The sequence below is a fragment of the Enterobacter asburiae genome, assembly GCA_011754535.1.
Classification (GTDB): domain Bacteria; phylum Pseudomonadota; class Gammaproteobacteria; order Enterobacterales; family Enterobacteriaceae; genus Enterobacter; species Enterobacter cloacae_N.
In genome coordinates this window covers 4,347,585-4,370,619 of record JAAQVN010000001.1, presented here as the reverse complement: position 1 = coordinate 4,370,619, position 23,035 = coordinate 4,347,585, and the positions used below count along the sequence as shown (strand labels likewise).

Here is a 23,035-nt window from a genome sequence, read left to right as displayed (position 1 = left end):
ACCAAGAGTTGTTATGGCCAAATCAGCACTATTCACGGTGCATAAAAACGAGCCCTGCCCGCAGTGCGGGGCTGAGCTTGTTATTCGATCCGGGAAACACGGCCCGTTTCTCGGTTGTTCACACTATCCGGAATGTGATTATGTCCGTCCTCTGAAAAGCCAGGCGGATGGACATATCGTCAAAATTCTGGAAGGACAGCTATGTCCTCTTTGTGGTGGTGAATTAGCGCTACGTCAGGGCCGTTTCGGTATGTTTATTGGCTGTAGCCGCTACCCGGAATGTGAGCATACGGAACAAATTGATAAGCCTGATGAAACGGCTATTGCGTGTCCCCAGTGTCAGCGCGGTCAGCTGGTACAACGCCGTTCCCGTTATGGTAAGACCTTTCATTCCTGCGATCGCTACCCTGAATGCCAGTTCGTTATCAATTTCAAACCGGTAGCGGGCGTCTGCATTCATTGCAACTATCCGCTACTTATCGAGAAGAAAACGGCGCAGGGTATGAAACGCTTCTGCGCCAGTAAACAATGTGGAAAGCCGGTTACGGCGGATCAAAATAGTGAATAATAACCTGCCATCAGGCTCCATTGCGCATGCAGTGGACGTACTGAAAAATGAAGAAGTCATCGCCTATCCAACTGAAGCTGTTTTTGGGGTCGGTTGCGATCCTGACAGCGAGACGGCTGTGAGCCGTCTGCTTGCCTTGAAACAAAGACCCGTCGAGAAAGGGCTGATTTTGATAGCTGCGAATTACGAGCAGCTTAAGCCCTACATCGATGACTCTATGCTGACGCCGGCGCAGCGCGAGACTATTTTTTCCGCATGGCCCGGGCCAGTGACCTTTGTTTTCCCGGCACAGCCGACAACGCCACGCTGGTTGACCGGACGCTTTGATTCCCTTGCCGTTCGCGTAACTGACCACCCGCTGGTAATAGAGCTTTGTCTGGCATTTGGTAAACCGCTGGTCTCAACCAGCGCCAACCTGACCGGATTGCCACCTTGTCGTACAACCGAAGAAGTGCTGGCACAGTTCGGGAACGACTTCCCGGTTGCTGTTGGAGAGACGGGAGGGCGCCTGAATCCGTCTGAAATTCGCGACGCTTTGACCGGCGAACGTTTTCGCCAGGGGTAATCTCATGGAAACCTATGCTGTTTTTGGTAATCCGATTGCGCACAGCAAGTCACCGCTGATCCATCAGCAATTTGCGAAGCAGCTGCAGATTAATCATCCTTATGGTCGTGTACTTGCACCGGTGGATGCATTTATTCCAACGCTGGAGGCTTTTTTCGCCGCCGGCGGTCAAGGCGCTAATGTGACGGTCCCTTTTAAAGAAGAAGCCTTCGAACGTGCGGATGAGCTTACCGAGCGTGCTTCGCTGGCTGGTGCAGTAAATACCCTGAAACGGCTTGAAGATGGACGCCTTCTGGGTGACAACACCGACGGAATCGGTTTGCTGAGCGATCTGGAACGACTGTCGTTTATTAAACCCGGTTTCCGGGTCCTGCTGATTGGTGCGGGTGGCGCATCGCGGGGAGTACTGTTGCCTCTGCTTTCTCTGGACTGTGCGGTGACCATTACCAACCGAACCTTTTCCCGGGCAGAAGCGCTGGCGGCGTTGTTTGCGCATACTGGCAGCGTAAGTGCGGCAGCGCCTGGCGATCTTGCCGGGCGTGAATTTGATCTGGTCATTAATGCCACCTCCAGCGGCATTAATGGAGAGATCCCGGCAATCCCCGCTTCTCTGGTAAGCCCTCATATATACTTCTATGACATGTTTTATCAGAAAGGGAAGACGCCTTTCCTTAACTGGTGTGAACAACACGGTGCGAAACAGCTAGCTGATGGACTGGGGATGCTGGTGGGTCAGGCTGCGCATGCGGTGCTGCTCTGGCATGGCGTGTTGCCTGCAGTCGAACCGGTTATTGAAAAGTTAAAGCAGGAGCTTTCGGCGTGAATCAGGCTATTCATTTCCCGGACAGAGAGAACTGGGATGAGAGTAAACAAGCGGTCTGTTTCCCGGTGCTGGTGCAGGGTATGCAATTGACCTGCGCCATTCATGGGGAAACGCTGTTGCGTCGCTTTGGCGGTTCAGATCCTATAGACATATTTTGCGAAAATCGCTGGGATCTGGAAGAGGAAGCCAGCGATTTAATTCGCGATCAGCAGGAAGACGATCAGGGCTGGGTTTGGTTGTCCTGATCCAAATAGTCATTCTTCCATTTTACGTAGTTGTTCGCTGAGTACTTCAGTCCTTCGATCTCTGCCTCCTTCAGGGGGCGGATCTGTTTTACCGGGCTTCCCAGATAGAGATAGCCGCTCTCCAGACGTTTGTTCTGCGGGACCAGGCTACCGGCCCCAATCATTACGTCATCTTCTACTATGACGCCATCCAGCAAAATCGATCCCATGCCAACAAGCACCCGATTACCGATAGTGCAGCCGTGAAGCATCACTTTATGACCGACGGTAACCTCTTCTCCAATGATGAGGGGATTACCCTGCGGGTTATAGGAGGATTTGTGGGTGACATGCAGAACGCTACCGTCCTGAATATTGGTACGGGCACCAATCGACACATAGTTAACGTCTCCCCTGATCGCAACGAGTGGCCAGATACTGACGTCATCGGCCATTCGGACATCACCAATGACCACGCTGGTGGCATCGATCATCACGCGATCGCCTTTTTGGGGGAACAGATGTTTATAAGGACGTAATACTGCAGACATAACTACCTCTAAGGATGAGCGCTATACGGAAGACTTGATCATATTATTGGATCGAGGCAAGGCAAAATGCGTCAATATTTAAGCAGATCGGGCGGGATTTCAGCGAAAAGCGCGGAAAATCAGCAGTCGGAAAAAAAGATCTAAAAAATACTTGTGCTAAAAATTGGGATCCCTATAATGCGCCTCCATCGACACGGCGGATGTGAATCACTTCACAGACAACCCGGTCGGTTGAAGAGAAAAAATCCTGAAATAACGGGTTGACTCTGAAAGAGGAAAGCGTAATATACGCCACCTCGCAACGGTGAGCTGAAAGCCGCGTTGCACTGCTCTTTAACAATTTATCAGACAATCTGTGTGGGCACTCAAAGTGACATGGATTCTTAATGTCTTCGGACAATAAATGAATACCAAGTCTCTGAGTGAACATACGTAATTCATTACGAAGTTTAATTCACGAGCATCAAACTTAAATTGAAGAGTTTGATCATGGCTCAGATTGAACGCTGGCGGCAGGCCTAACACATGCAAGTCGAACGGTAGCACAGAGAGCTTGCTCTCGGGTGACGAGTGGCGGACGGGTGAGTAATGTCTGGGAAACTGCCTGATGGAGGGGGATAACTACTGGAAACGGTAGCTAATACCGCATAACGTCGCAAGACCAAAGAGGGGGACCTTCGGGCCTCTTGCCATCAGATGTGCCCAGATGGGATTAGCTAGTAGGTGGGGTAACGGCTCACCTAGGCGACGATCCCTAGCTGGTCTGAGAGGATGACCAGCCACACTGGAACTGAGACACGGTCCAGACTCCTACGGGAGGCAGCAGTGGGGAATATTGCACAATGGGCGCAAGCCTGATGCAGCCATGCCGCGTGTATGAAGAAGGCCTTCGGGTTGTAAAGTACTTTCAGCGGGGAGGAAGGCGATAAGGTTAATAACCTTGTCGATTGACGTTACCCGCAGAAGAAGCACCGGCTAACTCCGTGCCAGCAGCCGCGGTAATACGGAGGGTGCAAGCGTTAATCGGAATTACTGGGCGTAAAGCGCACGCAGGCGGTCTGTCAAGTCGGATGTGAAATCCCCGGGCTCAACCTGGGAACTGCATTCGAAACTGGCAGGCTAGAGTCTTGTAGAGGGGGGTAGAATTCCAGGTGTAGCGGTGAAATGCGTAGAGATCTGGAGGAATACCGGTGGCGAAGGCGGCCCCCTGGACAAAGACTGACGCTCAGGTGCGAAAGCGTGGGGAGCAAACAGGATTAGATACCCTGGTAGTCCACGCCGTAAACGATGTCGACTTGGAGGTTGTGCCCTTGAGGCGTGGCTTCCGGAGCTAACGCGTTAAGTCGACCGCCTGGGGAGTACGGCCGCAAGGTTAAAACTCAAATGAATTGACGGGGGCCCGCACAAGCGGTGGAGCATGTGGTTTAATTCGATGCAACGCGAAGAACCTTACCTACTCTTGACATCCAGAGAACTTAGCAGAGATGCTTTGGTGCCTTCGGGAACTCTGAGACAGGTGCTGCATGGCTGTCGTCAGCTCGTGTTGTGAAATGTTGGGTTAAGTCCCGCAACGAGCGCAACCCTTATCCTTTGTTGCCAGCGGTCCGGCCGGGAACTCAAAGGAGACTGCCAGTGATAAACTGGAGGAAGGTGGGGATGACGTCAAGTCATCATGGCCCTTACGAGTAGGGCTACACACGTGCTACAATGGCGCATACAAAGAGAAGCGACCTCGCGAGAGCAAGCGGACCTCATAAAGTGCGTCGTAGTCCGGATTGGAGTCTGCAACTCGACTCCATGAAGTCGGAATCGCTAGTAATCGTGGATCAGAATGCCACGGTGAATACGTTCCCGGGCCTTGTACACACCGCCCGTCACACCATGGGAGTGGGTTGCAAAAGAAGTAGGTAGCTTAACCTTCGGGAGGGCGCTTACCACTTTGTGATTCATGACTGGGGTGAAGTCGTAACAAGGTAACCGTAGGGGAACCTGCGGTTGGATCACCTCCTTACCTTAAAGAACCTGCCTTTGCAGTGCTCACACAGATTGTCTGATGAAAAGTAAGCAGCAAGGCGTCTTGCGATTGAGACTTCAGTGTCCCCTTCGTCTAGAGGCCCAGGACACCGCCCTTTCACGGCGGTAACAGGGGTTCGAATCCCCTAGGGGACGCCACTTGCTGGTTCGTGAGTGAAAGTCACCTGCCGTCATATCTCAAAACTGACTTACGAGTCATGTTTGAGATATTTGCTCTTTAAAAATCTGGATCAAGCTGAAAATTGAAACGACACACAGTTAATGTGTGTCCGAGTCTCTCAAATTTTCGCAATTTGATGATGAATCGAAAGAAACATCTTCGGGTTGTGAGGTTAAGCGACTAAGCGTACACGGTGGATGCCCTGGCAGTCAGAGGCGATGAAGGACGTGCTAATCTGCGAAAAGCGCCGGCGAGGTGATATGAACCTTTGACCCGGCGATGTCCGAATGGGGAAACCCAGTGTGATTCGTCACACTATCGTTAACTGAATACATAGGTTAACGAGGCGAACCGGGGGAACTGAAACATCTAAGTACCCCGAGGAAAAGAAATCAACCGAGATTCCCCCAGTAGCGGCGAGCGAACGGGGAGCAGCCCGGAGTCTGAATCAGCTTGTGTGTTAGTGGAAGCGTCTGGAAAGTCGCAGGGTACAGGGTGATACTCCCGTACACGAAAATGCACAGGCTGTGAACTCGAAGAGTAGGGCGGGACACGTGGTATCCTGTCTGAATATGGGGGGACCATCCTCCAAGGCTAAATACTCCTGACTGACCGATAGTGAACCAGTACCGTGAGGGAAAGGCGAAAAGAACCCCGGCGAGGGGAGTGAAAAAGAACCTGAAACCGTGTACGTACAAGCAGTGGGAGCACCTTCGTGGTGTGACTGCGTACCTTTTGTATAATGGGTCAGCGACTTATATTCTGTAGCAAGGTTAACCGTATAGGGGAGCCGAAGGGAAACCGAGTCTTAACTGGGCGTTAAGTTGCAGGGTATAGACCCGAAACCCGGTGATCTAGCCATGGGCAGGTTGAAGGTTGGGTAACACTAACTGGAGGACCGAACCGACTAATGTTGAAAAATTAGCGGATGACCTGTGGCTGGGGGTGAAAGGCCAATCAAACCGGGAGATAGCTGGTTCTCCCCGAAAGCTATTTAGGTAGCGCCTCGTGAACTCATCTTCGGGGGTAGAGCACTGTTTCGGCTAGGGGGCCATCCCGGCTTACCAACCCGATGCAAACTACGAATACCGAAGAATGTTATCACGGGAGACACACGGCGGGTGCTAACGTCCGTCGTGAAGAGGGAAACAACCCAGACCGCCAGCTAAGGTCCCAAAGTCATGGTTAAGTGGGAAACGATGTGGGAAGGCACAGACAGCCAGGATGTTGGCTTAGAAGCAGCCATCATTTAAAGAAAGCGTAATAGCTCACTGGTCGAGTCGGCCTGCGCGGAAGATGTAACGGGGCTAAACCATGCACCGAAGCTGCGGCAGCGACACTATGTGTTGTTGGGTAGGGGAGCGTTCTGTAAGCCGTCGAAGGTGGCCTGTGAGGGCTGCTGGAGGTATCAGAAGTGCGAATGCTGACATAAGTAACGATAAAGCGGGTGAAAAGCCCGCTCGCCGGAAGACCAAGGGTTCCTGTCCAACGTTAATCGGGGCAGGGTGAGTCGACCCCTAAGGCGAGGCCGAAAGGCGTAGTCGATGGGAAACAGGTTAATATTCCTGTACTTGGTGTTACTGCGAAGGGGGGACGGAGAAGGCTATGTCAGCCGGGCGACGGTTGTCCCGGTTTAAGCGTGTAGGTGTGTGTTCCAGGCAAATCCGGTTCACTTTAACACTGAGGCGTGATGACGAGGCACTACGGTGCTGAAGTGATAAATGCCCTGCTTCCAGGAAAAGCCTCTAAGCATCAGGTAACACGAAATCGTACCCCAAACCGACACAGGTGGTCAGGTAGAGAATACCAAGGCGCTTGAGAGAACTCGGGTGAAGGAACTAGGCAAAATGGTGCCGTAACTTCGGGAGAAGGCACGCTGATATGTAGGTGAAGCCCCTGCGGGTGGAGCTGAAATCAGTCGAAGATACCAGCTGGCTGCAACTGTTTATTAAAAACACAGCACTGTGCAAACACGAAAGTGGACGTATACGGTGTGACGCCTGCCCGGTGCCGGAAGGTTAATTGATGGGGTTAGCGGCAACGCGAAGCTCTTGATCGAAGCCCCGGTAAACGGCGGCCGTAACTATAACGGTCCTAAGGTAGCGAAATTCCTTGTCGGGTAAGTTCCGACCTGCACGAATGGCGTAATGATGGCCAGGCTGTCTCCACCCGAGACTCAGTGAAATTGAACTCGCTGTGAAGATGCAGTGTACCCGCGGCAAGACGGAAAGACCCCGTGAACCTTTACTATAGCTTGACACTGAACACTGGTCCTTGATGTGTAGGATAGGTGGGAGGCTTTGAAGCGTGGACGCCAGTCTGCGTGGAGCCGTCCTTGAAATACCACCCTTTAATGGCTGGTGTTCTAACGTGGACCCGTAATCCGGGTTGCGGACAGTGTCTGGTGGGTAGTTTGACTGGGGCGGTCTCCTCCCAAAGAGTAACGGAGGAGCACGAAGGTTAGCTAATCCTGGTCGGACATCAGGAGGTTAGTGCAATGGCATAAGCTAGCTTGACTGCGAGAGTGACGGCTCGAGCAGGTGCGAAAGCAGGTCATAGTGATCCGGTGGTTCTGAATGGAAGGGCCATCGCTCAACGGATAAAAGGTACTCCGGGGATAACAGGCTGATACCGCCCAAGAGTTCATATCGACGGCGGTGTTTGGCACCTCGATGTCGGCTCATCACATCCTGGGGCTGAAGTAGGTCCCAAGGGTATGGCTGTTCGCCATTTAAAGTGGTACGCGAGCTGGGTTTAGAACGTCGTGAGACAGTTCGGTCCCTATCTGCCGTGGGCGCTGGAGAATTGAGGGGGGCTGCTCCTAGTACGAGAGGACCGGAGTGGACGCATCACTGGTGTTCGGGTTGTCATGCCAATGGCACTGCCCGGTAGCTAAATGCGGAAGAGATAAGTGCTGAAAGCATCTAAGCACGAAACTTGCCCCGAGATGAGTTCTCCCTGAGACTTTAAGTCTCCTGAAGGAACGTTGAAGACGACGACGTTGATAGGTCGGGTGTGTAAGCGCAGCGATGCGTTGAGCTAACCGATACTAATGAACCGTGAGGCTTAACCTTACAACGCCGAAGGTGTTTTGGCGGAAGAGACGCAAACAATATTCAGCCTGATACAGATTAACAGAATTTGCCTGGCGGCTTTAGCGCGGTGGTCCCACCTGACCCCATGCCGAACTCAGAAGTGAAACGCCGTAGCGCCGATGGTAGTGTGGGGTCTCCCCATGTGAGAGTAGGGAACTGCCAGGCATCAAATTTAGTGTGCTGATATGGCTCAGTTGGTAGAGCGCACCCTTGGTAAGGGTGAGGTCCCCAGTTCGACTCTGGGTATCAGCACCACTTTATACTTAGGTTAAAGTTCGGCAAGAAGTAAAAGAATTTGTCTGGCGGCTTTAGCGCGGTGGTCCCACCTGACCCCATGCCGAACTCAGAAGTGAAACGCCGTAGCGCCGATGGTAGTGTGGGGTCTCCCCATGTGAGAGTAGGGAACTGCCAGACATCAAATAAGTGAGAAGGCCATCCGAAAGGATGGCCTTTTTGCGTTTATGCTCAGAAAAAACGGTAGGCCGGGTAAGACGAAGCCGCCACCCGGCAGAGCAAACGGCTAATGAATCACCTGCGACAGGAATGCTCGCGTACGTTCTGACTTCGGATGCGCAAAGAACTCATCCGGCGGCGCCTGCTCAACAATCTCTCCGCGGTCCATAAAGATCACCCGGTCAGCTACCGTTCTGGCAAAACCCATCTCATGCGTTACGCACAACATCGTCATACCGGATTGCGCCAGCCCAATCATGGTATCCAGTACCTCTTTCACCATTTCGGGATCCAGCGCAGATGTCGGTTCGTCAAACAGCATGATTTTGGGTTTCATGCACAGCGAACGGGCGATAGCCACACGCTGCTGTTGCCCGCCCGAGATCTGGCCGGGAAACTTATTGGCATGCTCCGCGATACGAACGCGTTCCAGGTAGTGCATCGCCAGCGCTTCCGCTTCCTGTTTCGGCATTTTTCGGACCCAAATAGGCGCAAGCGTACAGTTCTGCAGAACGGTCAGGTGTGGAAAAAGATTAAAGTGCTGGAATACCATACCCACTTCCTGGCGCACGCGTTCGATATTGCGGATATCTTCATTCAGCTCGATGCCATCTACAACAATGCGTCCTTGCTGATGTTCTTCAAGATGGTTAATACAGCGAATGGTTGTGGATTTACCTGAACCGGAAGGGCCGCAAAGGACGATGCGTTCGCCTTGCTTTACCTTAAGATTAATGTCTTTCAGGACATGAAACTGTCCATACCATTTATTCACGTTTTCCAGCGTAATCATCGCGTCGGCGGGTGTCATAGTTATTTGGCTCATAATTTCCTCAGTGCGGTGTACGCCCGGTGTTAAAGCGCTTTTCCAGATGCTGGCTGTAGCGCGACATGCTAAAACAAAAGATCCAGTAGATCAGAGCTGCAAAGACATATCCTTCGGTGGACATGCCCAGCCAGACAGGGTCAACGGTTGCCTGTTGCACGCTGCTAAAGAGATCGAACAATCCAATGATGATCACCAGGCTGGTATCTTTAAAGAGAGCAATGATCGTATTGACCAGCCCAGGGATAACCAGCTTGAGCGCTTGCGGAAGGATCACCAGCCCCTGCGTCTTCCAGTAACCGAGCGCCAGCGATTCCGCCGCTTCGTACTGGCCTTTGGGCAACGCCTGCAGTCCACCGCGTACAACTTCAGCGACATAGGCGGACTGGAAGAGAATCACCCCGACCAGGGCACGGATCAGTTTGTCTATCGTTGTACCCTCTGCCATAAACAGCGGCAGCATGACCGACGACATAAACAGTACGGTGATGAGCGGTACTCCGCGCCAGAACTCAATGAAGATAACGGAGAGCACGCGAACGACCGGCATTTTTGAACGGCGTCCCAGGGCCAGTAAAATCCCCCACGGTAGCGCGCCGGCTATCCCCACTGAAGCGATAATCAATGTCAACGTCAGACCGCCCCACTGGCGTGTTTCAACGCGTTCCAGCCCCAGGAAACCGCCATACATCAGCACCCAGACAATAATCGGATAAACCACTGTCCAGACGGCAATATAGCGTCCACGATGAGGCAGCTTTTTCCAGAACATGACCGCGACAGAGAGCAGGCCGATGGCCAGCGCCAGATTAATCCGCCAGCGCTGTTCATGGGGATACAATCCATACATGAACTGACCGAAACGTTCATGAATAAATACCCAGCAGGCACCGGCTTTTGTGCAGTCAGCTCGGGTTGAACCGACCCAGTTGGCCTGTAAAAATGCCCAGTTCAGTAGGGGAGGAATTAATTCCCACATGAGCCACAGGCAGACAATCGTCAGCAGGCTGTTGCTCCAGCTGGAGAACAGATTCTTGCGTGCCCAGAGAATGAAACGTCCACCTGTCGAGCTGGCAGGGCGCGAGGAGTGCGACAGTATCGCTTTTGTCATCATAGATCCTTAGCGCTCGACCAGTGCTATACGACGGTTATAAAGGTTCATCAGCAATGAAATCACCAGGCTGATGATCAAATAGACAGACATGGTGATGGCGATGGTTTCAATGGCTTGTCCGGTCTGGTTAAGCACGGTTCCGGCGAACAGAGACACCATATCCGGATAACCAATGGCAGCAGCCAGCGATGAGTTTTTGACAATGTTAAGATACTGGCTGGTCAGAGGCGGAATAATCACCCGTAGAGCCTGAGGAATAATGACCTGGCGAAGCGTCACGGTATTCGGCAAACCGAGTGAGCGTGCCGCCTCGTGCTGACCGTAAGGCACAGCCTGAATCCCGGAACGGATGATTTCCGCAATAAATGCGGAGGTATAAATCGAAAGCGCCAGCGTTAATGCGGCCAGTTCAGGAATTAATACCATCCCTCCCTGGAAGTTGAACCCGCGCAGATGGGGAATATCCCAGTGCAAGGCCGCACCAAAAAGCCAGTGAGCAACTAACGGTAAGCCAACAAGTAGCACAGCGCCAGTTGGCCATGTTTTACGAAGCTGCCCGGTTTTAATCTGGTGCTTACGGTTATAGCGAAACAGGCCGACAGAAATGGCGAGTGCAATAACAACGGCGACGATAAAGGCGTAAAGCCCTTCGGCTACCTGAGGAGAGGGGATGTATAACCCACGGTTACTGAGAAAAAACAGCTCAAACGCATCGACGGCCTGGCGGGGGCCAGGAAGGTTACGCAGCACCGCGAAATACCAAAAAAATATCTGCAGCAGCGGTGGGATGTTGCGGAATGTCTCAATATAAATGGTTGAAAGTTTCCGCAGGAGCCAGTTTTCAGAAAGGCGCGCCAGCCCAATAAAGAAGCCCAGGATGGAAGCGAAGACAATGCACAGTGCGGATACCAGCAGCGTATTCAGTAAACCGACCACAAACACGCGTCCGTACGTGTCATCTTCCTGATAGTCAATAAGGTGCTGAACAATCCCAAACCCCGCGCTGCGATCCAGAAACGCAAACCCGGAGGTGATACCGCGATTATTCAGGTTCGTGATGGTGTTATGGATGAGATACACGGCGATAAGAACAACCGCAACAATAGCAATAATCTGGAATAGCCAGGCGCGGACCGCGGGATGAGAAAAGGATAGCGATCCTTTTACGGCTGAGCGGCGATGGGACATAAAGAAACCTCAGTAACCATGACTCTGGAGTGGGCACTGCCCGAGCAGTGCCCGTTACAACTATGACTTAACGTACTGGTGGGGCGTACTGAATACCGCCGTTATTCCAGAGATTGTTCTGGCCGCGTTTGATCTTCAGCGGGCTTTCCGATCCCACGTTACGCTCAAAGATCTCAGCGTAATTACCCACCTGTTTGATGATGTTGTAAGCCCACTTGTTATCCAGCTTCAGGTCCTTGCCGAAATCACCTTCTTTACCGAGCAGGTGCGCCATATCCGGGGTAGAAGGATTCGCCGCTTTCTCATCGACGTTTTTCGAGTTGATGCCCATCTCTTCAGCGTTAAGCATGGCAAACAGCGTCCAGCGAACAATGGAGAACCAGTCTTCATCGCCACGGCGTACAACGGGGCCGAGAGGTTCTTTGGAGATCACTTCAGGCAGGACAACCCACTCTGCCGGGTTGCTCAGTTTAATGCGTAAGGCATACAGCTGTGACTGGTCAGAGGCCAGCGTATCGCAGCGACCGGATTCCAGCGCTTTGGCTGACTCATCTGAGCGGTCGAAAGTAACAGGGGTGTATTTCATCTTATTTGCTTTGAAATAATCCGCGACGTTCAGCTCGGTATCGGTACCCGCCTGGATACACACGGTGGCGCCATCCAGCTCTTTGGCGCTTTTCAGGCCCGCTTTGTTGTGGGTGAGGAAGCCGATGCCGTCGTAATAGGTCACGCCGGTAAATGTCATCCCCATGCCTGCATCGCGGGAAGAGGTCCAGGTGGTATTACGGGAGAGCATGTCGACTTCACCGGACTGCAGCGCCGTAAAGCGTTCTTTCGCCGTCAGCGGGGTGTATTTTACTTTGCTGTCATCACCAAAAACCGCAGCTGCGACGCCACGACAGACATCCACATCAATACCGGTAAATTTGCCGTTCGCATCGGCATAAGAGAAGCCAGGCAAACCGTCACTGATACCGCATTGAACAAAACCTTTCTTTTTAACGGCATCCAGTGTCGTTCCCGCATGGGCTTGACCGGCTACGGCAAACAACATGCCTGCAGCGGCCAGGCTGGCTATCATCGTCTTTTTCATAATGCATCCTGTGTGGCGAAATTTATCGTTATAGAAGCGTTTTAAGCGCTTAACCTGTCTGTGGCGTTGGCCAACGTTTATAAAGCAAACGTAATGCCAGTTTTGCGTTCGACGAAATAAGAGACGAGTGAACGCTTAATGCTGAGTGTAGACAGGCTTAAATAAAACGAGCGCCCCGAAACGGTGCGAAATTACAACCTGTGCCACAAATCGGAGCAAAAGTTTTGAGTCGGGTCAGGAAAAAGAAGAGATAGTTTCCAGGGTGAATATTGGCAGGGTATTCAATAATATTAATGTGTGAAAATCATCACGATAGAATAAGTAATTTGAATGAGTATGCGAAAAAGTTGTGACTGACTTCAGTCTTAGATTAATTACGTGAATAATTACGGGGCTATTTTTTTACTTATTTGAAAATACTGCACCCATTAAAAGCAAAAGCGCGGCCAGAGCCGCGCTTTCTGAACAGATGCTACTTCGTCAGGGCAACAATACCCAACGTCAAACCTGCCACTGCGGCAGCACCGCCGGCGATAGCACCTGCTGTTTCCCAGTTATCCTGGGTGGTGCCTTTCATACAGGTATTGGTATGAACCAGTCGACCCTGGTCATCGTAAACCGGTACACATGGAGAGTCGTGCGCGCAACCAGCAAGCAGCGCAGCGAGAAGTGCAACGGAAATGAATCGTTTCATGATGTTACCTCAGTATTATTTCTCATTCGCTACAAAGCCAGGAGGGCTATTAACGAACTGGAGATTATTTTACCACCAGGGTAAGTCCCCGTTACACGAGGAATAATCTCAAATTATGTAGTTTGTAAAAATCATGGAGAAAAGTCGGGTTCAGGATGAATTTATGGAGAAATTATGAAGTGGCAAGATGGCGTTTTTACTTAATGCAAACTCATGCATTTTTAATACTCAACCCTCTAATATCTAATCCATTGTTTATATTAAAAATAAAAAAGGCACCAAAAGGTGCCTTTCAGGGATACATTACTCTTTATGGCTGGTGAAGCGTCGCCGGACCACCACAAAGAAGACGGGCACGAAGAAAATTGCCAGAAGCGTTGCGGAAAGCATGCCTCCCATCACGCCCGTACCGACGGCATTTTGCGCACCGCTCCCGGCCCCGGTACTGATCACCAGCGGCATGACGCCAAGGATAAAGGCCAGGGAGGTCATCAGGATCGGACGAAGGCGCATTCTTGAGGCTTCCAGGGTGGCTTCAACGATCCCTTTACCTTCTTTCTCCATCAGGTCTTTAGCAAATTCGACGATCAGGATGGCGTTTTTCGCCGATAGCCCAATCGTCGTCAGCAGGCCGACCTGGAAATAGACGTCATTGTTTAACCCGCGCAGCGACGCCGCGAAAAGGGCCCCGATGACGCCCAGCGGCACAACCAGCATAACGGAGAAGGGAATGGACCAACTTTCATACAGCGCAGCCAGGCACAGGAACACCACGATCAGTGAAATGGCGTACAGTGCAGGCGCCTGGTTACCGGAAAGGCGCTCCTGATAAGACATTCCCGTCCAGTCATAGCCGATGCCGGAAGGCAGTTTTGCCGTCAGGCTTTCCATCATCACCATAGCCTCACCGGTACTTTTTCCAGGGGCAGATTCACCGAGGATTTCCATGGACGGCATGCCGTTGTAGCGTTCCAGACGAGGAGAACCGTAAACCCAGTGAGCGCTGCTAAAGGATGAGAACGGCACCATTTCCCCATTCGCGCTGCGTACGTAGAGGTTGTTGATGTCCCCCGGCAGCATACGGAATTTCGCATCCGCCTGGACGTAAACTTTTTTCACGCGGCCATGATCGATAAAGTCATTCACATAGGTACCACCTAATGCCGTCGATATCGTCTGGTTGACGTCAGATATGCTAATACCCAGCGCCTGCGCTTTCTCCTGATCGACATCCAGCTTGAACTGAGGGGTATCCTCCAGACCGTTAGGACGCACGCGAACCAGCAGATCAGGGTGCTCTTTCACCATGCCGAGCAGCTGATTACGCGCCTGCGTCAGCTGGGTATGTCCCAGGTTTGCCTGATCGATAAGTTCAAAGTCGAAGCCCGTTGCGGTTCCCAGTTCGATAATAGCCGGCAGGTTAAACGGGAACACAAGGCCGTCTTTAATCTGGCTGAATGCTTTTGTCGCACGGCCGACGATTGCCTCAACGCTATTTTCTTCCCCCGAACGTTCTTCCCAGGGCTTCAGGCTGACGAAGGCAATACCAGAGTTCTGGCCCTGGCCGCTAAAGCTAAAGCCGTTCACCGTAAACACGGATTCAACGTTCGCCTTCTCTTTATTCAGGTAGTAGTCCTGAACCTGGTCGAGAACCTGCTGAGTCCGCGTCTGGGTCGCACCAGCCGGGAGTTGAACCATTGTCATAAACACCCCCTGATCCTCTTCGGGCAGGAAGGAGGTGGGTAAGCGCAGAAACAGCACCGCCATCCCACCAACAATTATGACGTACACCACCAGATAGCGACCGGTCTTACGCAAAATACCGCTCACGCTGTTACTGTAGTGCTCCACGCTCTTGTCAAAGAGTGCATTAAACCAGCCAAAGAACCCCCCTTTTTTCTCATGATGATCGCCAGAGACGGGTTTAAGCAACGTTGCGCACAGTGCGGGCGTCAGGATCAGCGCAACCAGCACGGACAGCGCCATGGCGGAAACGATAGTCAGTGAGAACTGGCGATAGATGGCTCCCGTCGAGCCGCCAAAAAAGGCCATCGGAACAAAGACCGCCGAGAGGACCATAGCGATCCCCACCAGCGCGCCCTGGATCTGCCCCATCGACTTCTGCGTGGCCTCTTTCGGTGGCAGCTTGTCCTCTACCATCACGCGCTCAACGTTCTCGACCACCACGATGGCGTCATCAACCAATAGCCCTATCGCCAGCACCATCCCGAACATCGTCAGGGTGTTGATAGAGAAACCGAACGCCGCCAGAACCGCAAAGGTACCCAGAAGAACCACCGGCACCGCGATAGTTGGGATGAGCGTCGCCCGCAGGTTTTGCAAGAACAAATACATGACCAGGAAGACCAGAACGATCGCTTCAAACAGGGTCTTCACCACTTCATGAATAGAAATTTTCACAAATGGGGTGGTGTCATAGGGGTAGACGACTTTAAGCCCCTGCGGGAAGAACTGTTGCAGTTGTGCCAGTTTGCTCTTGATGGCTGCCGCTGTATCCAGCGCGTTTGCCCCGGTTGCCAGCTTAATCCCCAGACCGGTGGCGGCCTGCCCGTTAATTTTGGTCACCATGTTGTAGTTTTCGCCACCCAGCTCAATGCGAGCGACATCCTTCAGGTGAACCATCGAGCCATCCTGATTTACCTTGAGCGTCACGCGGCCAAACTCCTCCGGTGATTTCAGGCGGGTTTGCGCGATGATGGAGGCATTCAGCTGCTGCCCGGGCACAGACGGCGTGCCGCCCAACTGGCCTGCCGCAATCTGGTCGTTCTGCGTTTTCAACTGGTTGATAATATCCAGCGGCGTCAGCTGGTATTTATTCATTGCATTGCTGTCGAGCCAGATGCGCATCGCATACTGGGCACCAAACAGCTGAACGTCGCCGACGCCCGTCGTTCGGCTGATGGTATCTTTGACGTTCGAGGCGACATAGTCGGAGATATCATCCTGAGTAAGGTTTTTGTTGTCCGAAACAAAACCGGCGACCAGCAGGAAGCTGCTGCTGGATTTCTCAACGCCAATCCCTTGCTGCTGTACCTCTTGCGGCAGCAGCGGCATGGCGAGCTGCAGCTTGTTCTGCACCTGCACCTGGGCGATGTCCGGATCCGTTCCTGATTCGAAGGTCAGCGTAATGGTGACGTTACCCGCTGAATCGCTGGTGGAAGACATATACATCAGGTTATCGATACCGTTCATGTTCTGTTCGATAACCTGGGTCACGGTATCCTGCACCGTCTGGGCGTCAGCGCCGGGGTAGGTTGCGGAAATCGCCACGGCAGGCGGGGCAATCGTTGGATACTGGGCGACGGGCAGTTTGAGAATAGCCAGGCCGCCAGCAATCATTAGAATGATGGAAAGCACCCAGGCGAAAACTGGCCTCTGAATAAAGAAATTAGCCATGTCGTCGTTCCTTAACCGGCGGGAGTCGTGGTGGTATCTGGCGTGGCGACGACGGTAGCGCCGGGTCTGACTTTTTGTAATCCGCTGACGATCACGCGGTCACCGTTTTTCAGCCCTTCCGTCACCAGCCAGCGATCGCCAATGGCCTGGGGCGCAACGACGGTCCGTGATTCAACCTGGTTTTTATCATTAACCACCAGCACGGTTGCGTCGCCTCGCGGCGTGCGGGTCACGCCCTGCTGCGGAACCAGAATGGCATCTGGCTGTGTTCCCTCATCTATACGGGCGCGAACAAACATCCCAGGTAACAGCATGTGTTGAGGATTCGGGAAAATGGCGCGCAGCGTGATTGAGCCGGTGCTTTCATCCACCGTAACGTCGGAGAACTGCAATGTGCCTTTCAGCGGATAGGGCTGGTCATTCTCCATCAGCAGCTCAACGCTGCTGGCCGTATCTCCTTTTTGCAGGCTCGTCTGCTTCAGTCGCATGAATTCATTGCTTGACTGGGTGACATCGACATAAATCGGATCGAGTTGCTGGACCGTTGCCAGCGCCGCGGCCTGTCCGTTCGTGACGAGCGCCCCTTCCGTTACGCTGGATTTACCGATGCGGCCATCGACAGGGGATGTCACTTTGGTATACGCAAGGTTGATACGCGCGCTTTCAACGCCCGCTTTTGCGGCGACGACGCTGGCATCTGCCTGCTGAGCGGTGGCCACGGCCTGGTCATACTCCTGCTTGCTGACGTACTGCGTCCCCACCAGAGGCAGATAACGTTTCACCGTCAGGTGTGCAATTTTGGCCGCCGCCTGCGCCTTTGCCAGCTCGCCTTTCGCGCTGTCGTAAGCCGCCTGATAGGTCGCAGGATCAATCTGATACAGTGAATCCCCTGCTTTTACATCGCTACCTTCCGTGAAGTTGCGACGCAGAATAATACCGCTAACCTGTGGACGAACCTCCGCAACGCGGAACGCATCGGTTCTGCCCGGTAGTTCAGTTGTGACAGCCAGCGGCGCGCTTTTCACGATATGGACGCTGACCTGAGGCGCCTGCGCATGTTGTTGATGATTTTCCTGGCCATCGCATCCAGTGAGCAGCACAGCGCAGACAATGAAACCGGCTAAGGGTAAACGTCTGAAATGATTCGTCATTACTGTTCCTTTAAATACCCATTAACCGATGTTTGCCGTAGATCGGTAGTTGGGGCAGAGGGAAAAAATAAAATGTAGCTGCGTATAATAATGAGGGTATTTAATGTTTTTTAATTTATAAGTGCGAATAACGAGGCCCTGGAGGAAAATCAGAATCAGTCCCGTAGAAAATACGGATATACTTCTGCCCGGTAAATCATGTTAATAGAGCTTAATGGATAAAGTATTCATTTCATGAATTTGATTTTAAGGATTTATTTGCATTAATTATAGATTAAGTAAATTGACTTTTTTTGTGCAAAAATAAAACGGCTTTTAGTGAATACTTCCAGCCATCCGAACCTGATGTTACATATATACCCAGTGAGTTAAGAGTAGCTGCCAATGGCGCGTAAAAAGAAAGAAGAGGCTCAACAAACCCGACAGCAGTTGATTGAAGCGGCTATCGGGCAGTTTGCGACGCGGGGCGTAGCCAGCACGACGCTGACCGATATCGCAGATGCCGCAAAGGTTACTCGCGGTGCTGTCTACTGGCACTTTAACAGTAAAGCAGAAATATTTAATGCCATTTGGGAACAGCAATTACCGCTGCGTGACATCATTCGCGACAGGCTCTCTTTCTCCGAGAGTGATGATCCGTTGTTAATGCTTCGTGAGCAATTTATTACTGCGCTGCAATATATCGCGCACGAACCTCGTCAATGTGCGCTGTTACAAATCTTGTATCATAAGTGTGAATTTACTAGCGATATGATTTCAGAAAATGAAATTCGGAAACGCATTTGGTTCAATTATGATTTTTTGCGCGTCACTCTGGAGAATTGTATTTCTCAGAACATTGTTTCGTCGCAGGTGAACGTTGAACTGACCATGATCGTATTCCACGGTTTCTTTAGCGGCATCATTAAAAACTGGTTAATGAATACCGACAGTTTTAATCTTTATCAGCAGGCGCCAGCCCTGGTCGACAGTATTCTGGCGACACTCCCTGTCTTGCGAGTGTCGCCTCGTGATGACTACAGCTCAGCGCCAGGCAACATTTCACCCCGTGCGCAAAGCGCCTCGATGGTCTGCGCGCTGGTGGGTTTACCTAACAGATAACCCTGTAAGGTATGACAGCCCAGTTCCGTCAAAAAGGCCTGCTGCGCTTCGGTTTCCACACCTTCAGCCACGACTTTCAGGTTGAGCGTTTTCGCGAGGGCTACAATCGCAGAGACAATGGTGGCATCCTCGCTTTCCCCGCTTAACTCTTTCACAAACGCTCTGTCTATCTTCAGTTCACAGGCCGGTAAACGCTTGAGGTACAGCAGGCTCGAATATCCGGTCCCAAAATCATCAATCGAAGCTTTCACACCTGCATCCGTCAGCTCTGTCAGCACCCGCACGCTCTCATCGGGGTTGCTCATTGCCGTGGTTTCCGTGACTTCCAGGATCAACATTTCCGGCGGGAGGTGATGACGCTCCAGGCAGTCGAGCACTGTTTTAACCAGCGAGGGCTGTTCAAACTGCAACGTCGACAGGTTTACCGCCATTGACCAGTTCCGATGCCCCTGAAGATGCCATTCTCGCAATTGGCGACAGGCTTCATTGATCGCCCAGTTACCAATAGGAATGATAAGCCCGGTTTTTTCCGCCAGCGGCAGGAAAAGATCCGGCGTCAGTAAACCCTGCTTCGGATGCTGCCAGCGCAGCAGCGCCTCAAACCCGAGGAGGGGGCCAGCGGGCGCGTGAAATTTTGGCTGATAAAGCAGGCGCAGTTCATTGCGATCGATAGCCATCCACAGATCGTTCATTAACTGAAGATGGGTCTGCGCCAGCGTGTTCATAGAGGGCTGGAAAAAGTGATACCCGTTTCGGCCCATATGCTTGGTGTGGTACATCGCCGCGTCGGCGTTAAACATCAGCTCACGTTCGGTTTTGCCGTCGTGAGGGTACAGGGCGATACCAATGCTAAGCGTTACCACCAGTTCGTAGGGGTCGAGAGTGAACGGGCTATCGATCGCCCGCACCAGCGAATTTGCCAGCGAGGCTGCATCGTCCGGACCTTCTCCCTCAGCAAGCAGAACAAACTCATCACCGCCAATACGTGCAAGGGTAAACTGGCCCTTCAGGAGATGCAGCAGACGCTGCGTAACGGCGACCAGCAGCCTGTCACCGACATCATGGCCGTAGGCGTCATTGATGGTTTTAAAACCGTCGAGATCCATGAACATCAGGGCGAAATGGGTACCTTCACGGTCTGCTTTGCTGATGGCCTGATCGAGCCGGTCCTCCAGCAGGATACGGTTGGGCAGACGCGTCAGCGTATCGTGCAACGCCAGTTGCGCAAGTTCCCGGTTCGCTTCTGCCAGCGACGAGGCCAGAAGGGCGGTACGTGCCTGCAGGCGAGCATCCAGCATCGACACCAGCAGGGTTATCCCAAGAATAGAGAGCGCGACGACGCTGACCAGCACGGCCAGCCAGCTGCCGTTAATACCCTCATGGTGAACCATTGTGGACATTGGAAACTGCGCGGCTTTCATCCCGGCGTAGTGCATACCGGCGATGGCAATTCCCATCGTGATGGCGGCTCCCAGGCGCATCAGCACCACCTGCGCTGCTTCGTGGCGCAGGCGGAAGGTCAGCCACAATGCTGCAAGCGAAGCGGCAAGAGCAATCACGACCGAAATGGCTACCCACAACGTGTCCCAGATGATCCCTGGCATCACCTCCAGTGCCGCCATACCGGTGTAATGCATGGCAACAATCCCGATTCCCATCACCAGAGCGCCGGGGAGCAGGCGGCGCAAGCGCAGCTGTTCACAGCTGACGAGCCATAGTGCAAACAGTGACGACCCTACGGCAATGACCATGGATAACATCGTCAGGCTCGCGTTGTAACTCATGCTCATGGAGAGGTCCATCGCCAGCATGCCGATAAAGTGCATGGCCCATACGCCAATGCCCATTGCAACGCTGCCTCCCACCAGCCAGATGCGCGCTGCGACGCCCTGACTCCCGGCGACACGTGCAGCCATATTCAGCGCGGTGTAAGCCGCAAGGATGGCAACAACGAAGGAGAGGACTACAAGGATAGGGTTGTATTGGCTAACCAGCATGGTCGGTTCTACTCGAGTGTGACGTTACGCGGGAGAGGTTGAGAAGGGCGAGACATTATCACCGTCAGGTAACGGCTCAAAGGAATTTAAATCCCCGTTTTTAGTGGGTAATACGGGGGAGAGGAAGCGGCGTCAGGTCGTTAATCGAGTTCTGAACAGTTCACTAATTTCAGCGGGTTCACGGAGTTCATATTGCGGCACTTATCGGTTTCGGTGCTCATCAGTTCAATCCACTGCATCAGGAGGGCATCGAAAAGGAAAACCGAGATTGCAAAGACAACCAGCCACCAGTATTTACGAATCATTGTGTCATTCCGCGTGAAGAGAGCCACTGAAGTGGTGGAAATATACACGAAAAGAAACGGTTTAAAAGCGGGATAAGCGAAGGTTTACAAAGCGTTGACGGTGACAGAACAAAGCAATAAAAAAGGCGCATCCCCATGCCAGGTAGCGCCTTTTTAAACAAGCATTTAACTGATTAGTATCAGTTCATGCCGTATTTTTTCAGTTTCTTACGCAGAGTACCACGGTTGATACCCATCATCAGCGCAGCGCGGGTCTGGTTACCGCGGGTGTATTGCATCACCATGTCCAACAGTGGCTGTTCAACTTCAGCCAGTACCAGCTCATACAGGTCATTAACATCCTGACCATTCAGTTGAGCAAAATAGTTCTTCAGTGCCTGTTTAACCGAGTCACGCAGGGGCTTTTGAGTTACCTGATCCTGAGAGTTAACGGTAGAAACGGTCAGTACGTCAGAATTTACGCGTTGTTCGAACATAGTTCTGTCAGCTCTTTATTTCATTACGCAAGATTTTCGAAGTATGCCTCCAACGCCTCCAGCTGTTCGCTGGCATCCTCAATGGCGTTGAATGTGCGCCGAAACTGGTCATCTGGAGCGTGCTCCTGGAGATACCAGGAGACGTGTTTACGCGCAATTCGGTACCCTTTTGCCTGACCGTAGTGGTCATGCAGTTCCCGAACATGCGAACAAAGCAAGCGCTTTACCTCTGCCAGAGGCAGCGGGGCAAGCAGCTCCCCAGTGTCCAGATAATGCTGGATTTCCCGGAAGATCCAGGGTCTTCCCTGAGCTGCACGTCCTATCATCAGAGCATCAGCTCCCGTATAGTCGAGTACAGCCCTGGCTTTAAGCGGGTCAGTTATGTCGCCATTCGCGATAATCGGAATGGAAACCTTCTGCTTAACTGCCCGAATGCTGTCGTATTCAGCTTCACCATTGAACAAACAGGCGCGAGTGCGTCCATGGATGGTCAGGGCCTGAATACCACAATCTTCGGCCAGTTGGGCAATCTCTACACAGTTACGGTGTTCCGGCGACCAACCCGTGCGAATCTTCAACGTAACAGGAACGTCCACTGCGCTGACAACCGCCGTCAGGATAGCTTTCACCTGGTCGGGGTATTGCAGAAGGGCTGAACCTGCAAGCTTGCGATTCACCTTTTTGGCCGGGCAACCCATATTGATATCAATAATCTGGGCACCACTTTCCACGTTAATACGCGCGGCATCTGCCATCTCTTCAGGCACGCTTCCGGCAATTTGCACGGTGCGAATCCCTGGTTCATCAATGTGCACCATCCGAAGGCGGGATTTATCGCTTTCCCAAACCTGCGGGTTGGACGACATCATCTCGGATACGGTTAAACCGGCTCCCATCTCATAGCACAGCGTCCTGAACGGCCGGTCGGTAATACCTGCCATAGGGGCTGCGATCAGGCGATTTCTAAGCTGGTGGTGTCCGATGCGCATGAGTTAAGAAATGACCATACTGTGACTGCAAGGCGGCGTATATTACGCATTTTTTGCACGAGATGAAAGGCCAAACTTTGAACAATCCACTGTTATAGATCAAGGAATCGCCGCTCAATCTTTACGTTGAAAATTATTCATTATTTAAATCATTAGGTTATGCGTGAATGGTTGTTTTATGGGCGCTTACAATTTCCCGTAACTTCTCATC

General features: G+C 52.3%; 17 protein-coding genes, 2 tRNA genes and 4 rRNA genes. 11 read left to right on the top strand and 12 right to left on the bottom strand.

The annotated features are described in order from the left end of the window. The first annotated feature begins 13 nt into the window (after positions 1-13). Genes HBM95_20705 through HBM95_20690 form a run of 4 tightly spaced genes read left to right on the top strand, consistent with a single transcriptional unit; the run spans position 14 to position 2,201 of the window. Positions 14-568, top strand: coding sequence for a hypothetical protein (locus tag HBM95_20705; protein ID NIH45325.1), 555 nt, complete (start codon positions 14-16; stop codon positions 566-568). After that, complete coding sequence (gene tsaC / locus HBM95_20700) at positions 561-1,133, top strand: L-threonylcarbamoyladenylate synthase type 1 TsaC (protein ID NIH45324.1); 573 nt, start codon at positions 561-563, stop codon at positions 1,131-1,133. Before HBM95_20705 ends, tsaC begins: the two co-directional genes overlap by 8 nt. A gap of 4 nt (positions 1,134-1,137) precedes the next feature. Further along, entirely contained in the window at positions 1,138-1,956 is an 819-nt protein-coding gene (aroE, locus tag HBM95_20695) for a shikimate dehydrogenase (GenBank protein NIH45323.1), read from the top strand. Then, positions 1,953-2,201 carry a DUF1488 domain-containing protein gene (locus tag HBM95_20690; protein ID NIH45322.1) on the top strand — a complete coding sequence of 83 codons (249 nt, stop codon included), beginning with the start codon at positions 1,953-1,955 and terminating at the stop codon, positions 2,199-2,201. Before aroE ends, HBM95_20690 begins: the two co-directional genes overlap by 4 nt. Here the strand turns inward: HBM95_20690 and HBM95_20685 are convergent. Further along, entirely contained in the window at positions 2,177-2,731 is a 555-nt protein-coding gene (locus tag HBM95_20685) for a gamma carbonic anhydrase family protein (GenBank protein ID NIH45321.1), read from the bottom strand. The genes HBM95_20690 and HBM95_20685 overlap by 25 nt on opposite strands. Positions 2,732-3,202: 471 nt before the next feature. Here HBM95_20685 and HBM95_20680 point away from each other — a divergent pair. From HBM95_20680 to rrf (HBM95_20655), 6 genes are all read left to right on the top strand, one after another. Continuing rightward, a 16S ribosomal RNA gene (locus HBM95_20680) occupies positions 3,203-4,752 on the top strand. A 75-nt stretch (positions 4,753-4,827) separates the two neighbouring features. Then, positions 4,828-4,903 (top strand) — tRNA-Glu (locus HBM95_20675). Positions 4,904-5,086: 183 nt separating this feature from the next. Further along, positions 5,087-8,017, top strand: a 23S ribosomal RNA gene (locus HBM95_20670). Positions 8,018-8,069: 52 nt separating this feature from the next. Then, positions 8,070-8,185: ribosomal RNA gene (rrf, locus tag HBM95_20665) — 5S ribosomal RNA — on the top strand. A 14-nt stretch (positions 8,186-8,199) separates the two neighbouring features. After that, a tRNA-Thr gene (locus HBM95_20660) sits at positions 8,200-8,275 on the top strand. A 43-nt stretch (positions 8,276-8,318) separates the two neighbouring features. Beyond that, positions 8,319-8,434 (top strand): 5S ribosomal RNA (gene rrf / locus HBM95_20655). Together the 16S, 23S and 5S rRNA genes with 2 tRNA genes alongside form the textbook arrangement of a ribosomal RNA operon. Before the next feature lie 106 nt (positions 8,435-8,540). Here the strand turns inward: rrf (HBM95_20655) and HBM95_20650 are convergent. From HBM95_20650 to HBM95_20620, 7 genes are all read right to left on the bottom strand, one after another. Continuing rightward, the gene (locus HBM95_20650; protein ID NIH45320.1) at positions 8,541-9,299 is read right to left on the bottom strand and encodes an amino acid ABC transporter ATP-binding protein; all 759 of its coding nucleotides are present in this window, start codon (positions 9,297-9,299) and stop codon (positions 8,541-8,543) included. Between the two features lie 7 nt (positions 9,300-9,306). Continuing rightward, complete coding sequence (locus tag HBM95_20645; protein NIH45319.1) at positions 9,307-10,410, bottom strand: ABC transporter permease subunit; 1,104 nt, start codon at positions 10,408-10,410, stop codon at positions 9,307-9,309. A gap of 9 nt (positions 10,411-10,419) precedes the next feature. Next, positions 10,420-11,601 carry an amino acid ABC transporter permease gene (locus tag HBM95_20640; GenBank protein NIH45318.1) on the bottom strand — a complete coding sequence of 394 codons (1,182 nt, stop codon included), beginning with the start codon at positions 11,599-11,601 and terminating at the stop codon, positions 10,420-10,422. A 67-nt stretch (positions 11,602-11,668) separates the two neighbouring features. Next, on the bottom strand, positions 11,669-12,694 hold the full coding sequence (locus tag HBM95_20635; GenBank protein ID NIH45317.1) for an amino acid ABC transporter substrate-binding protein: 1,026 nt from the start codon (positions 12,692-12,694) through the stop codon (positions 11,669-11,671). Positions 12,695-13,166: 472 nt separating this feature from the next. Further along, the gene (locus HBM95_20630; protein ID NIH45316.1) at positions 13,167-13,388 is read right to left on the bottom strand and encodes a lipoprotein; all 222 of its coding nucleotides are present in this window, start codon (positions 13,386-13,388) and stop codon (positions 13,167-13,169) included. Between the two features lie 303 nt (positions 13,389-13,691). Next, positions 13,692-16,805, bottom strand: coding sequence for an efflux RND transporter permease subunit (locus HBM95_20625; protein ID NIH45315.1), 3,114 nt, complete (start codon positions 16,803-16,805; stop codon positions 13,692-13,694). A gap of 11 nt (positions 16,806-16,816) precedes the next feature. After that, positions 16,817-17,956 (bottom strand): efflux RND transporter periplasmic adaptor subunit, encoded by a 1,140-nt coding sequence (locus HBM95_20620; GenBank protein ID NIH45314.1) that lies wholly within the window; start codon positions 17,954-17,956, stop codon positions 16,817-16,819. A gap of 384 nt (positions 17,957-18,340) precedes the next feature. Between HBM95_20620 and envR the strand changes: the two genes are divergently transcribed. Next, positions 18,341-19,057, top strand: a complete 717-nt coding sequence (envR, locus tag HBM95_20615) for an acrEF/envCD operon transcriptional regulator (GenBank protein NIH45313.1) — start codon at positions 18,341-18,343, stop codon at positions 19,055-19,057. Here envR and HBM95_20610 read toward each other — a convergent pair. From HBM95_20610 to dusB, 4 genes are all read right to left on the bottom strand, one after another. Beyond that, positions 18,973-21,054, bottom strand: a complete 2,082-nt coding sequence (locus HBM95_20610) for an EAL domain-containing protein (protein NIH45312.1) — start codon at positions 21,052-21,054, stop codon at positions 18,973-18,975. The two genes, envR and HBM95_20610, sit on opposite strands and share 85 nt — an antisense overlap. A 140-nt stretch (positions 21,055-21,194) precedes the next feature. After that, the gene (locus tag HBM95_20605; GenBank protein NIH45311.1) at positions 21,195-21,359 is read right to left on the bottom strand and encodes a DUF2556 family protein; all 165 of its coding nucleotides are present in this window, start codon (positions 21,357-21,359) and stop codon (positions 21,195-21,197) included. Positions 21,360-21,538: 179 nt separating this feature from the next. Continuing rightward, the gene (gene fis, locus HBM95_20600; protein NIH45310.1) at positions 21,539-21,835 is read right to left on the bottom strand and encodes a DNA-binding transcriptional regulator Fis; all 297 of its coding nucleotides are present in this window, start codon (positions 21,833-21,835) and stop codon (positions 21,539-21,541) included. 23 nt (positions 21,836-21,858) lie between these two features. Beyond that, positions 21,859-22,824, bottom strand: coding sequence for a tRNA dihydrouridine synthase DusB (dusB, locus tag HBM95_20595; GenBank protein NIH45309.1), 966 nt, complete (start codon positions 22,822-22,824; stop codon positions 21,859-21,861). Between the last annotated feature and the right edge of the window lie 211 nt (positions 22,825-23,035).